Consider the following 15,572-nt stretch of genomic DNA (forward strand, 5'->3'; position numbering starts at 1 on the left):
ATATGAATCCAGAAATGATTAAAAGATTAAAAAGAATGCAAGAAGAATTAGTTGCAAAACAAAACGAATTAGAAAGAACAGAATTTACTGTTGAAAAACAAGGAATTAAAGTTGTTGTGCTTGGTGATCACACAGTAAAATCAGTGGAAATTGATGAATTATTAATCGATCCAGAAGATAAAGAAATGATTGAAGATTTAATTGTAATTGCAATTAATGAAGCACAAGAAATGATTAAAGTAGAAAAAGAAAAATTAATGCCACAAATGCCTGGTGGATTAGGATTTTAGTGTTTAACTCTCCTACAATTGAAGAGTTTATTCAAAAAGTTAGAAAAATTCCAGGTATCAGCAAAAAACAAGCTGAAAAAATCGTGCTTTGAATTTTAAATAATTCAGAGCAAGATGTTTTTTTACTGGCTAATGATTTTAAAAGAGTTAAAGAAAATATTCAATTTTGTGAAATCTGCGGAAATGCAAAAGAAAAAAATCAAGAGTGTGATATTTGCAGTGAAACAGATAGAGATAATATTTTATTAGTTGTTGAAAACGTTGGTATTATCGAAAAAATTGAAAAAGCAAAATTCTATTATGGTAAATATTTTGTTTTTAAAAATCTAATTAAAAAAGAAGAAGATTTACCTAAAATTCAAGAAGACATTCAAAGATTAATAGAACACGCAAAGGATTTTGATGAAGTTATTTTAGCTATTTCACCAACATTAGATGGTGAAATAACAAACGCTATTTTAAAAAAGAAATTAAGAGATAGAAATATTAAAGTTAGTCAATTAGCAATTGGTTTACCACTAGGCTCATCAGTTGATTATATTGATGAAAATACTTTAAGATTATCAATTACTAACCGAAGTAAATAATGGAGGTTCTATGTTTATTACTTTTGAAGGTTTGGATGGTTCAGGAAAAACCACAATTATTTCTAAGCTACATCATCAATTAGTGAAAGATTATCCATTTCTAGAAATGGTATTTACACGTGAACCTGGTGGTGAAAATGTGCCTGAAGCTGAAAAATTAAGAGAAATTATTTTAAATAATGAAACAAAATTATCACACGTTTCTGAAGCACTGCTTTATTCAGCTAGTCGAAGAATGCACTTAGAGAGGGTGGTTTGGCCAGCACTAAAAAGTAATAAATTAGTTATTTGCGATCGTTATATCGATAGCTTTTATGCATATCAAGGATTTGCGAGAGGACTTGGTTATGATTATGCAAAGTCATTAACAGAATTAGTGATAGAAAAAACATATCCAGATATTACTTTTTTCTTTGATATTTCACCTGAAGAATCGAGAAAAAGACGTGAAGCAAATAGATTAGTAATTGATCGGTTAGAAAATGAAAAGCAAGCTTTTCACGAAAAAGTTTATAACGGTTATCAAACATTAATTAATGAAGAGCCAAATCGTTTTATGATTGTTGATGCAACAAAAACACCTGACGAAGTTTTTTATGATGTTTATAATCAATTAATTAACTCACACCAATTTAAAGAATACATTAAAAACTATGCTAAATAAAAATCAACTCACTAAAATTGAAGAGTCGGTTCAAAACAAGAAAAACCATCATTTATATTTGATTGCTGGTAAACCTAATTTCAATATCGAAAATGATTTGCTAGAATTTACTAATTTATTTTTAAATGAAAAAGTCGAGTCATTTAATGCTGAAATATTACCAAGCAATCTTTTTTTATTAGGTTTTGATGATGATTCTTCAAAAAGTAATTTAGAAATTACTTTCGCAAGAGCTATGATGAAAAATGAAGGTGATGAGTTTAAAGTAGTAGTTATTAATCAATTAGAAAAGTTTTCAATTCAAGCATTAAATGCATGCTTAAAGTTTATTGAAGAACCTAGTGATAATGTAGTTATTATTGCTAGCACAAACAATTTAAATGCAATAATTCCAACAATTCGCTCCAGAGCGCAAATAATTCATTCTCAATCTGAAAATCCAATAGCGATATATTCTCAATTTATTGCTAACGGAATAATGGAACCATTTGGTTTAATTGCGTCATATTTATCAAACGATATTCAACAAGCAAAAAAATATATCAGTGATGAATATATAGCTATTTTTGATAAATTATGTGCTGCATATATTGAAATGTTAAAACGTGATAATAAATTTTATTTATATGCGTTTTTAACAGAAAACTTAAACAAAGAAACACCAAATGAAAATGTGTTTATTTTAAATTCTATGTTATTGATTACAAAAGCACACTTATTGTTTCATAAACATAACTGAACGAACAATAAATACTTAGATAGAATAATTACTATTAGCAAAAAATTAAATGGAAAAGTTGATGCTTTTACACTGATTCAAATTATTGATGAATTTACAAATGCATTAAAAGGGAATGGAAACTTTTTATTGCAAAAAGAAAAATTTTTAATTGATTTATTGGAGTTATATGAATGGTAAGTTATATGTAGTTGGTACACCAATAGGTAATTTAGAAGATATTACTTTACGTGCTTTAAGAATTTTAAAAGAAGTTAATTATATTGCTTGTGAAGATACTAGAGTTACACAAAAATTACTGTTACACTATGATTTAGGTCACAAAAAGCTAATGACCTATAATAATTTCACAGAAAAAAAATCAACAAAGGGACTTTTAGAATTACTTAATAGTGGCGAAAATGTTGCGTTAGTTTCTGATGCTGGAATGCCAGTGGTGAGCGATCCTGGATTTGAAGTGATTAAACAAGCACGCGAAAATGGGTTTGAAATTGAAATTATACCTGGTGTAAATGCAGCTGTTACAGCATTTGTTGGTTCATCGTTTAGCAATAATTTTAGTTTCGTAGGTTTTATGAAAGATAAAACCCAACAAAGAATTAACTTTTTAGAAACCTTAGAAATCGGTACTTATATCTTTTATGTTTCACCACATAAACTAGAAGCGACATTAGATGATATTTATACTGTTTTTGAATCTAATGCACAAATTTGTTTAGCTAGAGAATTAACCAAAATGCACGAAAGCTGATATTTTGGAAATGCTTTAGAAGTAAAAGAAAAATTATTAGAAAATAATGAAGTTCGTGGTGAATTCACTTTAGTTTTAAATCTACCAAAAATTAAAAGAGAAAAAGTTTCTAAATATGTTAAAGACAAAAAATAAGATGATGATCTTGAGTTATTACTTAAGGAGTCATCTTATTTTTTATATTTTGTTTTCAAGTTATTTATCTTTTAAAACTTTCATGACTATAATATAGACATATTTGTTTTTAAGTGCTTTTAACGAATTGAACCGTTATTAAGAGTGTTTATTTTTTTGATTTATATAAACTGTGAAATAAAAGTGAGGTAATAAAAAATCTCCACATAGGAGATATAAATTAATTACTTTCTGAGCTTGCTAATAACATAAAGTCATCTTCATTTGTGAAATCAACATTAGCATCAATTCATTCACGACGTACAGCAACATTATCACCCATAAGGGTACTTACACGTCTTTCCGCTAAAGAAGCATCTTCAATCGTAGCTTGAATTAATGTTCTAGTTTTAGGGTCCATTGTTGTTTCTCAGAGTTGATCTGCGTTCATTTCACCAAGTCCTTTATATCTTTGAAGCTCAGTTTGACCTTTTTCGGATGCTAAAATATCTTTTAATTCATCATCATCTCAAGCGTATTGAACTGTTTTTTTAGTTTTATTTGTAATTTTATAAAGCGGTGGTAATGCAATATAAACTCTACCAGCTTGCACTAATGGTTTCATAAAACGATAGAAAAATGTTAATAAAAGAATTTGAATGTGTGCTCCATCGGTGTCAGCGTCAGTCATAATAATAATCTTATTATATTGAGCTTTGGATAAATCGAAATCCTTACCAAATCCAGCACCGATTGTATTGATGATTGTACCTATTTCGGTATTTTTTAGAATATCAACTAGCTTAGATTTCTCACTATTAATAACTTTTCCACGTAAAGGAAGAATTGCTTGATATCTACGATCTCTACCACTTTTTGCACTTCCACCAGCAGAATCTCCTTCGACTAGGAACAATTCTTTTTCCTCAACTTTTTTAGATGTTGCAGGAGTTAACTTATCACTTAAAATAGTTTTTTCTTTTAAAGCTTTTTTAGATTTACGTACTTCCTCACGTCTTTTGCGTTCTTCTTGTCTTAATTCATAAGCGCGTTTGATTTTTTCTAGTACTTTCTTAGCTGTTTGTTTATTTTCTGCTATTCAAGTTTCTAAATATTTAGTCACTATTTCTTCAACAACTATTTTTGCATCAGGTGTACCTAATTTATCTTTGGTTTGACCTACAAATTCAAGCAAGTTTTCAGGGACTTTTAGAGAAAGGACGCATGTTAATCCTTCACGAATATCATCACCATCAAATAAATTTTTACTTTTTAAAATATTTTCTTTTTGAGCAAATTCATTAAATGTTTTGGTGATTGCGGTTTTTAGTCCAACTTCGTGAGTACCACCATCTTTGGTTTTAACATTGTTAACAAAACTTAAAATTAAATCATTATATGAGTCTGTTCATTGGAAGGCACAAGATACTTCGATATCTCTTTTAGTGTCGGTAAATGAATATGGAACAGTAATTTGTGTTTTTGAATCGTTTAAGAAGTTTAAAAAAGCAATAAAACCATCTTGGTGTTCGTAAACTTCGATTGTATCAGTCGCTTCATCTTTAAGAACTATTTTTAGATTTGGAATTAAAAATGAACTTTCTTTTAAACGTTCAGCAATTTTATCAAAACTAAGAGCAGCTTTTTTAAAGAAATTATAATCAGGTCAGAATTGTACCTGAGTACCAGTTTCTTTAGTTGTTCCAATAATATGCGTTCTTTCGATTATTTTATCTTGTTCAAATACAGTTAAATAAATATTGTTATTACGATAAACGGTAGCTTCTAAACGGTGTGACAGTGCGTTTACAACACTTGATCCAACACCGTGGAGTCCACCTGATGATTTATAGACATTACCATTAAATTTACCACCTGCATGTAGCTCAGTGAAAACGAGTTCTACCGCAGTTTTAGATTGACCTTTAGCTTTTTCGACTGGTATTCCACGACCATTATCTAAAACTATTACTGATCCATCTTCTTTAAGGGTTACTTCGATTTTAGTTGCAAACCCAGCTAATGCTTCATCGATTGCATTATCAACAATTTCTCATACTAAATGGTGTAGCCCATGGACGTCTGTACCACCAATATACATACCTGGTCTTTTGCGAACCGCTTCAAGTCCTTTTAATTGGGTAATATCTTCTGCTGTATATTTATTTTCCATAGTAATTCAATTATAACAATAAAAAAAGTCTAAAATATAGACTTCTTTTTATTATTTAGCAGAATTTACAATATTTACAAAATCTTCATTAGTTGTATCGTGAACTTTTTCGAGGGTTTCTTTAATTAGTTTTGTATCAGATCTACTTAATTCTGGTGCAATAACTTGTATTTTGAAGTATAAATCACCAACTTTTGATGCAGTTTTTACACCTTTACCTTTAATCATTACAAATTGACCGTTTTGATAGCTTTTCTTTAATCTGATTTTTTCATTTCCGTATGGAGTTGGAATTGTAATTGTGTTTTCTAACATTAAATCAATAAATGAAACTGGAATTGTAATTAAGATATTATTACCTTCACGAGTAAAGAATTTGTGTGGTTTAACTTGAATTTTAATGTAAAGATCACCAGAAGGTCCGCCGTTATGTCCTATACCACCAAATCCAGCAAGTTTTAATTTTGTTGAGTTTGATGAACCAGCAGGTATTGTAACCTTAGTCATTTTCTTAACTTTGATATATTTTTGTCCGTTACATTGAGAACATTTTTTCTCAATCATTTTTCCAGTACCTGAACATGCACGACATTCACTCACTGACACATGTTGACCAAAAAGACCGTTTTTGACTTCTTCTTGCATTCCTCTTCCGTGACATACATTACATGTTTTTAAGTCGTTTTTGCTTTCAGCACCTGTTCCACCACAATGTAAACATAATTCATATTTAGTAAATTCTTTTTCGAATGTAGTTCCATGAATTGCATCCATAAATGAAATTTCATAAATCATTTGGTAGTCATCACCATGTTGTGGACCTTTATTTCTATTTTGTGGTCCAAAGCCTTCAAAACCACCAAAACCACCAAATATGTTTTCAAAGATGTCTCCGAATCCACTAAAACCACTAGCACCACCAAATCCAGCTTGTCCGTTTACACCGTCCATTCCAAATTGGTCGTATTGTTTTCTTTTTTCTTCATCAGAAAGCACACTATAAGCTTCGTTAAGATCTTTCATTTTTTGGTCGCTAGTTCCATCTTTTAAAACATCAGGGTGATATTTTTTGGCTAATTTACGATATGCAGTTTTAATTTCTTGTTGAGTAGCATTTTTATCTACTCCTAAAATTGAATATAAATCTTTGTTGTTATTCATAGTATTATGATTTTAGCACAATTATGGTTAATTTGCTAAATAAAAACATAATAAGTGTGCTTTGATATAAGCATCAATAATTTAAGATTAATGGTCTTTTTAAAAAATAAGGTTATTTACATAAAATTTCGTGAACAAATAAGGGTGTTTTTCCCAAAATTGTTTTACTTTTACAAAATTTGAAAAAGCACTATTAGAAATGCTAAAATATTATTGTAAAAAGTGGTTTTAGAAAAGTATTCTATAACTAAAAAATATCGCTTTCTCAGATTACCAGGTTGTAAAACCTGGTTTTCTTCTTTTTTTTCTTATATGTAAATAAATTTAATATTTTTAAATACTTCATAAAATATAAAATATTTAAATACTATATTTTAAGATAAGGGTTTTAACTAAATATAATTTTAGTGTAAAACAAATTTATAAAAGGAGAATATGAAACTCAAAAAACTCTTATATTTATCTTCTGTAATTTCACCAATTATGCTTGCTCCACTATTTACATCATGTGTTCAAAGTGAAGAAAAGCAAAAAGAAGATAAACTCAAAAATGAGTTTTTACAAGCTTATAAGAAATATGTTTTAGAACACTATAAAAGTCAAACTGCTAATTTTGAAAAGTGATCTAATTCAGAAGTACAAGCTTATAAAAAAGCTCATCAATATGAAGTGAAAGATTTTGTTGGTTTTAATAATCAAAAACGTTATTTGATTACCAATTCAGGTTCTCAAGAAATGATTAATAAAATTAACGAAGCTAAAAAAACTGATAAATATAGTTCATTAAAGACTACTGCTGAAAAAGTTACATTCATTTCAAGTCAATTTATGAATCAACCGTATTATGCAAATCGTATGTTTGGTTCAAAAGACTTACAAGAAGAATTTGTGGTCTTACTTAATGAATTAGATTGTTTTACATACTTAGATTATATAAATGCGTTCTTACTCGATCAAACCAATACAACCGAAGGGTTCTATCAATCATTAATCCAAACACGATACAATCATTCATCAATTAATTATGTAAACCGTAAGCACTTCTTTACTGATTGAGCCTACGGACAAAAACCAAGTGATGGACAATTAGGAACGATTAAAATCGTTACAGATTTAGTTAAACCTAGTGATAGCTTACCTGTAAAGGATATTATCACAGTTGAATTTGTAAAAAATGGACAAATTCAATATGAAATGAAAGACAAATTAGATGATAAAGGTAACGTGGTTAAAAATGATAAAGGTGAACCTGTTAAAGTTAAAACAGATAAAAAATTAACTGATGGAAACGGCAATGTATTGCGTAAAGATGTCCTACCTGGTGTAGCACAAGAACCACGGAGTGTGTCATACATTCGGTGAGATGCTGTTACAGACGAATTAATGAAACAGTTTAAAACTGGAGATTTAATTATGCTAGCAGCATCTGGTTCTATCAATGATTGATTAGATGTTACACACTGTGGACTATTAATTAATGGTGAAGACGGAAAAGCATATTATAGAAATGCATCTTCACAATCAACTAATATGAAAGTAGTGGATAGTAATCTAGTTGAATATCTCAAATATAGAAACACAGATAAAGAAGGAAAACTAAAAGCAAAACCATCTGTGCCTGGAATTTTGGTATATAGAATTGATGATCCTAACCAACAAGAAGATTCGGCAAAGTAATTTATGTTTAAAAATCTTTTAATTTTAGAAACTGAACAGCGAAATACTCTTACATCTGAATTATCAAACTTAAGCACTGAAGAAATCATTAGATCAATTAATTACCAAGATAGTTTAGTGGCTGATGCTGTTGCAAAAGCCACTAAAGATATTGAAAAAGCAGTTTATCTAGCGATCAAATCTATAGGTGAATTAAAAGGTAGAGTTATTTACTTTGGAGCTGGTACTTCTGGTCGAATTGGTATTTTAGATGCATCTGAAATTTATCCAACATATGGAGTTAAAGGAAAATTTATAGGTATTATTGCTGGTGGTAAAAAAGCATTACATACGCCTTTAGAAGGTTCTGAAGATAATACTGAACAAGCTGTTTTAGATTTGAAGAAGATTAATTTTTCAAATAAAGATTTATTAATTGGAATTACAGCTTCAGGACGCACACCATATGTAATTGCTGGACTTAAATATGCAAATGAAATAGGAGCTGGTTCGGTGCTTATTACAAATAATAAAAATACCGAAGGTTCAAAAATAGCTCAAATTACTATTGAAGCTCTGACTGGTTCTGAAGTAATCACAGGTTCAACTAGAATGAAAGCTGGTACTGCTCAGAAATTAATTTGCAATACAATTTCAACAACCACAATGGTTAAGTTAGGTTATGTAGAAAGTAATTATATGATTAACGTTGTACCGACAAATCAAAAATTAGAACAACGTTGCAAAAATATGATTAAAGAAATTACACACGCAAGTGATGAATTAATCGAAAGAGTATTTAATCAAACTAAAAATGTTTGAATTTCTCTTTTAATGATTCAAAACAACTGAGACTATCCCAAAGCTAAAAAGGAGTACTTGAAAAAATTAATTTAATATGGACAACAAACTTGAACAATCTTGCTTTGAAATAATTTCCTATGCTGGTGGTTCAAAAGCGTTATTTTTAGAAGCTGCTGATTTAGCACTAGAATTTCGCTTTGATGAAGCACTAGCGAAAGTTAAGGAAGGAAAAGAACTTTTAAAGCAAGCCCATAAAATACACGCAGAATTAATCACAATGGATGTCCGTGGTGAATTACCTAAAATTCCGTTGCTTTTAATTCATGCTGAAGATCAATTTATGTCTAGCGAAGATTCGCAGACATTAGCTCAAAAAACTATCAAAATTATGAAAGTAATTGAGCAGAAATTAAAATAGAAAGGAATTGTATGACTAAATATAAGCTTACAAAAATTGTTAGTCTAACAATCTTGACAGCGATCTTTTCTATTGTTGCTACCTTATCGTTCATTCCAACTATTAAACAAACTTCACAAACACAACAAGTGGTAGAACACTTAAATTATTCAAACATTAATTTTATTGTTACAGTAACGATCACTGCAATTTGTACTTTTGCTGCTTTAGTTAGTTTTATTAAGAAAATTTATACAGCAAAAAAAGAAGATGCCTTTAGCAAGAAAGATAGATTACTAAATAGATATTTAATTTTTGGTGGTACATTTGTGGTTCTTGCGGTTATTATTACTTTATTTGGTGCAATAGGTTATAAAGTATTTTTAAATGATATTCAAATTCCTGTACTTCCAGATGGTGTTAATACACAAGAACAACCAATTTTTAACCAAATTAATGGTGAATTTGCCGCTACAAATAACTACATTAAACAAATTCTATTAAGTTTTGTATACATCTATTCAATTGCTTTATTTATATTCATTGTTTACAAAATTGTGATTGCTGTACAAAATAAAAAACAAAATCAAAATGAACCCAAGGAGGTATTAGTTTAATGAAAGCGCTACTAATTTGTTCTGGTGGAATGAGTACACAAATTTTAATTGCTCAATTAGAAAAAGAAGCTCTTAAAGCTGGAATGCAAATTTTTTCAGCAAATGCTATTGGTGCTAATGAGATGGATGATTATGAAGATGGCTTTGATATCATTCTCGTTGCACCACAAATTAAATATAAATTCGATGAAATAAGCGAATTTGCGAATAAAAAAGGTGTAAAAGTTTACCAAATTGACTTAACTGAATACAATCCAGTCGGTGCTGGTAAACTCATTAAAAACCTACAAAAATTTATGGAGGAATAATGACAAAAGCTAAACCCAACGTTAAAAGCAAACTAAAAAATATGTTTAGTACTTTTGAACGTGTGCTAATGCCGTTTATGGGTAAGCTTGGAGAAAATCGTTATATTAATGCAATCCGTAATGGAATGGTAGCTATTATTCCGATTCTATTAATTGGTTCGACATTTTTAATTATTTTCTTCTTTCCAACTGGTAAGAGTTCAACATTTGGAGTTGATTACTTACTTAAAGTATCACCTAAATGAGCATATTTCTTAATGCTTCCTTACCGTATAACTTACCCTATGCTAGGGTTCTTTGCAGTAATTGGTATTACTCGAAGTCTAGCAAAAAGTTATAAATTAGACGATCAGCAAGCAATCTTTATGTCAATCGTTGTATATTTGATTTCAATTGTAGGTCCAACATATAAAAGTATTGGAAACCCTTCATTTACAACTGGACAATTAGGCGCTGCTACCGTATTTGGTGGAATTTTAATTTCTATTTTTACAGTTGAAATATTTAGATTATGTCTAAAATATAAAATCACAATTAGACTTCCAAAATCAGTTCCACCAGTTATTGCTAAACCATTTAATGCTCTTATTCCAATGTTATTAGTTATTCTTCCTTCTGTATTCTTATTCAACTTTTTAGAATTTGATATTCATAAATATGTAAGTTATTTATTATCACCAATTCAATCAGTTGTTGCAGGAAATAACTATTTTGGATTTATTGTTGTTGTAGTGTTCTTTATGGTGCTTTGAATTGCTGGTATTCACGGTGCTGCTATTGTTGGTGCACTTGCAAGACCATTTTGATTAATTGCTCTTGCACAAAACACCGCATTACTTAATCAATTAGAAATTAACCAAATTTTCGTAAAAGATGGTGCTAACATTTTAGTAGAACCATTCTTCCAATGATTCGTATGAATCGGAGGAGCAGGAGCAACATTAGGGCTTATTATCGTAATGTTACTAATCGCTAAGTCTAAATACATTAGAGCAATTACATATCCTTCAATTCTACCTGGTATCTTTAATATTAATGAACCAATTATTTTTGGATATCCACTTGTTTTAAATCCTTATTTAGCGTTACCATCAATCCTAGCACCGATTGCAATGGGAACAGTAACATTTATTCTAATGAAACTCAATTTAGTTCCAGTTCCTGTGCAATTAGTTGGTTGAACCTTACCTTCACCAGTTGGTGCGGTGCTTTCTACAGGCTTAAGCTGACAAGCAGGATTACTTGCTTTTGCAAATATTGCAATTAGTGCATTAATTTGATGACCGTTTGCGAAAGCTTATGACAAAAAATTAGTTCGTGAAGAAATCGAACAAGAATACCTTGAAAGAAGTGAATCATTTAAAAAACAAGGTATAGAATTTAATCACGAAGAACTTAGACAAGAAATTGCTAAAGAAATTAATTCACGTAGTATTTTTAAACTTAAAAAACATAAAAAATAATTAAAAGAGGGAATATGCTTTTACTAGAAAAAGAAGAAGCTGTAGTAGCACCAGAATTTAATACGGATGCTTGATTATTTATTACTTGAGCATTAGTTTTAGTTGTTGGTTACTTTATTGCGTTTTCACTATATCGAAAAACTAATTTCTTTAAGAAAATCAAAACTTGAATTATTTTAGTTTTACCCTTTGCGTTATGCTTAATTATTGCTCTACCAATGGTAATTTCAGATATTAATTTAAACATAACTACTTATGCAGCGTCATATCCAACAGTATTTTTCTTTGGTGTCGCTTGTGCTGTGTTTCTCGAACGTTGAAATGAATGACGAGAAAAGAAAACAGCAGCAGCTAAAAAAGCACATCCTTCTTATTTTGAAAAACAAGAAAGCTATAAAAATAATAAAAAGAACAAATAGGTATTAATATGTTAGGTATTTCAATTTATCCAGAAAAACAAAAGAAACAAGATATTTTAGATTACTTGTCTATGTGTGCAAAATATGGAGTTAAAAGAGTGTTTTCCTGTCTGCTAAGTGCAGAAGGGAACAAAGAAGATATTATTCAAGAATTTCAAGAAATAAATAATTATGCAACTAGGCTAGGAATGGTAGTTATTTTAGATGTAAATCCAAGAGTTTTTGATAAATTAGGTGTTTCATATAATGATTTATCTTTATTTAAAGAATTAGGTGCTAGTGGTATTCGTTTAGATATGGGCTTTGATGGTAAAAAAGAAGCTGATATGACGTATAATCCTGAAAATTTAATGATAGAAATTAATATTTCAAACGACAATAAATATTTAGACAACATTCTTTCATATCATCCTAAAATCTCAAATTTAATCTCATCACATAATTTTTATCCACAAAAATATACAGGACTATCATTTGAATTTTTTAAACGAATTACACAGAAATTTAAGGATAACAGTATTATAACAGCTGCGTTTGTAACTTCAAAAAATGCTACTGTTGGTCCTTGACCTTTATCGCACGGATTATGTTCTCTTGAATTACTAAGAGATAAATCACTTAAAGCTCAGACTAAGTTCTTATATGCTACAAATCTGATTGATGATGTAATTATTGGTGATGCTTTTGCAAGTGAAAGAGAAATTCAAGAATTTACAGAAGCATCAAAAGACTATATTACTTTTACATTAACCACTGAATCACTTTCAAGCAATTCCTTAATCGAAAATAAAATTTTATTTGAAGAAAATCACTTTAGACGTGGTGACACTAATGACTTTATGGTTCGTTCAACTCAATCACGTGTTAAATATAAGCAAGAATCATTTAAACCAAATAATACTCCTAAAATTTTAAAACGTGGTGATGTAGTCATTTGCAATAATAATTATGGTCAATATAAAGGTGAATTACAAATTATTTTACAAGAGCAAGAAAACATCGAATTAGGTCGAAATAAAGTTGGTCAAATAATTGATGAAGAACTTGTGCTATTAGACTTCTTAGAACCTTTAGAAAGATTTAAATTTGAAAAATAAATATTATATTATTGGTTTAATGAGTGGCACAAGTGTCGATGGACTTGATGTTGCATATATAGAGCTTGACATTCCTAATATTAATGAACCGTTAAATATATCTACTAAATTATTAAATTTTGATATTTTTGACTTTCCACAAGAGTTGAAAGAAAAAATATTTCGCTCATTTAATCATGCTATAGATTCTCGCTTTCTGTGTTCATTAAATTTTGAACTCGCAGAATTTTACGCACAATCTATTAATTCGTTTATTAAAAAATATAATCTTGATTCTAAAAAGATTGATTTTATTGCTTCACACGGACAAACTATTTATCACTTAATTGATCCCAACTATCAAGAAGTAAAGTCGACTTTACAAATTGGAGACATCTCGGTTTTAGCACAATTAACTAATATTAATGTTATCGGAAACTTTCGAACTGCTGATGTTGCAGTTGGTGGTCAAGGGGCACCGCTTGTACCTAAAACAGACTGATTATTATTTCATAAACCTAACACTATGCGTTTAATGCAAAATATTGGTGGAATGGGAAATGTTACAGTAGTCACAGAACGTTTCAACGACACATTTGCGTATGACACGGGTCCTGGGAATGTTTTAATTGATTTAGCTATGCAAAAGTTTTATAACAAACCATATGACCAAAATGCAGAGGTTGCTTTTTCTGGAAAAATTAATCAAGAGTTATTTGAGTTTATTCTCAGAAATGATAAATACCTTGATATAAAACCACCAAAGAGCACTGGAAGAGAATATTATTCAATAGAATTTTTAAATAATTTAATCACACATTTTCCTAATATTAAAAAGCAAGACTTTATTACCGCACTCACATATTACACTGCATATTCAATTTATGATTCATATCATAAATTTGTATTAAAGCCAGATTTACCGACAGAAATTTACGTTTCTGGTGGCGGTGCAAATAATAGTTTTATAGTGCAATCACTAGAACAATTATTTAAAAAAGACAATATTCCTGTTTATAAAAGTGATGTGTTAGGTATAGATAAAGATGCAAAAGAAGCGATTGCTTTTGGAATATTAGGTTATTTAACTTGAAATCATTTACCAAGTAATGTTCCGAGTGCAACAGGTGCAAAAAAAGAAGTTATTCTTGGACAAATAGCTTTTGTTAAGTAGCGAGAAATCGCTATTTTTCTTTTCTTAAGAATCTAATGGACTAAAATTAAATTATGAAAATAAATAAAAATTTATCACAAGAAAGTGAATATGTTTCAAAATTAATTTCTTGTACAAATGAAAATAATGATGTTTATAGTTTTATTGCAAAAGAGCTCTTAAATAATGTTAATTCAAAAATTCAAATCAAACATGCTAAGGATTTTTGTGAAACAATTGGTGTTTCACCAGCAGCTTTTTCTTATTTTAGTAAAAGAATTGGATTTGAAAATGTTAAAGAATTAGTATTTATTCATAACCAAATAATAAAAGTTAATACAAATGTTAAAAAAGAAATAGTAGATCAAACAGTTCAAGAAGCTGCAAGATTGATTGATTTAGCACATAAAATACTTTTTATTGGTGTTTCAGGTGCTGCTGGACTAAATTTAGACTTGCAGTTATCACTCCTTAGAATGGATAAAAATGCCATTTTGGTATATAACAAATATGAACAAATTGGCTTATCACGATTATTGAAGAGTAATGATGTAATGATTGTTAACTCAATTTCATTACAACATAAATGAATGATAAATATAATAAAACAAACTGAAGCTAAAGTGATTTTAATCAGTTCTTGAATACCAAAAGAGATCCAAAATAAAGTAAATGTTTATTTTCAAGTGGAAACAGATGAAAGAACTGATGGCTTAAGACTTTTTACCAGCAAGGGTCGAGAAAAAACTTTAGTGTTTTATAAAGATATTTTTAAAGAATTGCGTAATAATAAATCTAACTTTGAAAATCTGCAAAAATCTTCGTATCAAAATATCAAAAATAGTAAATAGTTGTAAATATCAATACATACTTTTTGTTAGTTTAGAGTGTATAGAAATACACTCTTTTTTGTTATTAATTTCTGGATATTAACATTTAAATAAAAGTCTCCAAATTAATAAAAATATGACATTTATTATAATTTTGTTCCAGTTTATTTGCACTTTTTTGTTAGTTTGCAACGATAATTTAATAACTTTTAACCCTAAAAAATAGAATAATTCAGTTTTCGGGCTCTCTAAGCATATAAAATGCAATTTTTAATAAAAATTTGATATATATATATTAAAAGTAAAAGTATACATATATTAATTTAAAGCAAAAGTAATTAAGTTATTACTTAATAAAAATTGGCTATAA

At 29.0% G+C, this 15,572-nt stretch carries 17 protein-coding genes; 15 read left to right on the forward strand and 2 right to left on the reverse strand.

Annotation, left to right across the window (positions count from 1 at the left end; translation table 4 throughout):
- Nucleotides 1-2 precede the first annotated feature (2 nt).
- The 5 genes from ACPYPZ_RS00165 to rsmI are packed head-to-tail and all read left to right on the forward strand — an operon-like array spanning nucleotide 3 to nucleotide 3,166.
- On the forward strand, nucleotides 3-290 hold the full coding sequence (locus tag ACPYPZ_RS00165) for a YbaB/EbfC family nucleoid-associated protein (protein ID WP_426461315.1): 288 nt from the start codon (nucleotides 3-5) through the stop codon (nucleotides 288-290).
- Nucleotides 290-877, forward strand: a complete 588-nt coding sequence (locus ACPYPZ_RS00170) for a toprim domain-containing protein (RefSeq protein ID WP_426461316.1) — start codon at nucleotides 290-292, stop codon at nucleotides 875-877. The genes ACPYPZ_RS00165 and ACPYPZ_RS00170 overlap by 1 nt, the downstream gene beginning before the upstream one ends.
- 10 nt (nucleotides 878-887) lie before the next feature.
- Nucleotides 888-1,541, forward strand: a complete 654-nt coding sequence (gene tmk / locus ACPYPZ_RS00175; RefSeq protein WP_426461317.1) for a dTMP kinase — start codon at nucleotides 888-890, stop codon at nucleotides 1,539-1,541.
- A complete protein-coding gene (locus ACPYPZ_RS00180; protein ID WP_426461318.1) occupies nucleotides 1,531-2,460 on the forward strand; it encodes a hypothetical protein in 930 nt (309 codons plus the stop codon). The genes tmk and ACPYPZ_RS00180 overlap by 11 nt, the downstream gene beginning before the upstream one ends.
- On the forward strand, nucleotides 2,450-3,166 hold the full coding sequence (gene rsmI / locus ACPYPZ_RS00185; protein WP_426461319.1) for a 16S rRNA (cytidine(1402)-2'-O)-methyltransferase: 717 nt from the start codon (nucleotides 2,450-2,452) through the stop codon (nucleotides 3,164-3,166). The genes ACPYPZ_RS00180 and rsmI overlap by 11 nt, the downstream gene beginning before the upstream one ends.
- 220 nt (nucleotides 3,167-3,386) lie before the next feature.
- Here rsmI and ACPYPZ_RS00190 read toward each other — a convergent pair whose 3' ends face one another.
- A complete protein-coding gene (locus ACPYPZ_RS00190; RefSeq protein ID WP_426461320.1) occupies nucleotides 3,387-5,318 on the reverse strand; it encodes a DNA gyrase/topoisomerase IV subunit B in 1,932 nt (643 codons plus the stop codon).
- A 51-nt stretch (nucleotides 5,319-5,369) separates the two neighbouring features.
- On the reverse strand, nucleotides 5,370-6,479 hold the full coding sequence (locus ACPYPZ_RS00195) for a DnaJ C-terminal domain-containing protein (protein ID WP_426461321.1): 1,110 nt from the start codon (nucleotides 6,477-6,479) through the stop codon (nucleotides 5,370-5,372).
- A gap of 435 nt (nucleotides 6,480-6,914) precedes the next feature.
- Between ACPYPZ_RS00195 and ACPYPZ_RS00200 the strand changes: the two genes are divergently transcribed.
- The 10 genes from ACPYPZ_RS00200 to ACPYPZ_RS00245 are packed head-to-tail and all read left to right on the forward strand — an operon-like array spanning nucleotide 6,915 to nucleotide 15,223.
- Nucleotides 6,915-8,156, forward strand: a complete 1,242-nt coding sequence (locus tag ACPYPZ_RS00200) for an N-acetylmuramoyl-L-alanine amidase-like domain-containing protein (RefSeq protein WP_426461322.1) — start codon at nucleotides 6,915-6,917, stop codon at nucleotides 8,154-8,156.
- 3 nt (nucleotides 8,157-8,159) lie between these two features.
- A complete protein-coding gene (locus tag ACPYPZ_RS00205; RefSeq protein ID WP_426461323.1) occupies nucleotides 8,160-9,032 on the forward strand; it encodes an N-acetylmuramic acid 6-phosphate etherase in 873 nt (290 codons plus the stop codon).
- A gap of 1 nt (nucleotide 9,033) precedes the next feature.
- Entirely contained in the window at nucleotides 9,034-9,357 is a 324-nt protein-coding gene (locus tag ACPYPZ_RS00210; RefSeq protein ID WP_426461324.1) for a PTS lactose/cellobiose transporter subunit IIA, read from the forward strand.
- 11 nt (nucleotides 9,358-9,368) lie between these two features.
- Entirely contained in the window at nucleotides 9,369-9,953 is a 585-nt protein-coding gene (locus ACPYPZ_RS00215) for a hypothetical protein (protein WP_426461325.1), read from the forward strand.
- On the forward strand, nucleotides 9,953-10,261 hold the full coding sequence (locus ACPYPZ_RS00220) for a PTS sugar transporter subunit IIB (protein WP_426461326.1): 309 nt from the start codon (nucleotides 9,953-9,955) through the stop codon (nucleotides 10,259-10,261). Before ACPYPZ_RS00215 ends, ACPYPZ_RS00220 begins: the two co-directional genes overlap by 1 nt.
- Nucleotides 10,261-11,724: a PTS sugar transporter subunit IIC gene (locus ACPYPZ_RS00225; protein WP_426461327.1), complete on the forward strand. Its 1,464-nt coding sequence runs from the start codon at nucleotides 10,261-10,263 to the stop codon at nucleotides 11,722-11,724. The genes ACPYPZ_RS00220 and ACPYPZ_RS00225 overlap by 1 nt, the downstream gene beginning before the upstream one ends.
- A gap of 14 nt (nucleotides 11,725-11,738) precedes the next feature.
- Entirely contained in the window at nucleotides 11,739-12,143 is a 405-nt protein-coding gene (locus ACPYPZ_RS00230) for a hypothetical protein (protein WP_426461328.1), read from the forward strand.
- Nucleotides 12,144-12,151: 8 nt separating this feature from the next.
- Nucleotides 12,152-13,240, forward strand: a complete 1,089-nt coding sequence (locus tag ACPYPZ_RS00235) for a DUF871 domain-containing protein (RefSeq protein WP_426461329.1) — start codon at nucleotides 12,152-12,154, stop codon at nucleotides 13,238-13,240.
- On the forward strand, nucleotides 13,230-14,393 hold the full coding sequence (locus ACPYPZ_RS00240; RefSeq protein ID WP_426461330.1) for an anhydro-N-acetylmuramic acid kinase: 1,164 nt from the start codon (nucleotides 13,230-13,232) through the stop codon (nucleotides 14,391-14,393). The genes ACPYPZ_RS00235 and ACPYPZ_RS00240 overlap by 11 nt, the downstream gene beginning before the upstream one ends.
- Nucleotides 14,394-14,446: 53 nt before the next feature.
- The gene (locus tag ACPYPZ_RS00245) at nucleotides 14,447-15,223 is read left to right on the forward strand and encodes a hypothetical protein (RefSeq protein WP_426461331.1); all 777 of its coding nucleotides are present in this window, start codon (nucleotides 14,447-14,449) and stop codon (nucleotides 15,221-15,223) included.
- Nucleotides 15,224-15,572: the final 349 nt, after the last annotated feature.

Source organism: Mycoplasma hafezii, assembly GCF_049942695.1.
GTDB classification, from domain to species: Bacteria; Bacillota_I; Bacilli_A; order Mycoplasmatales; family Metamycoplasmataceae; genus Mycoplasmopsis; species Mycoplasmopsis hafezii.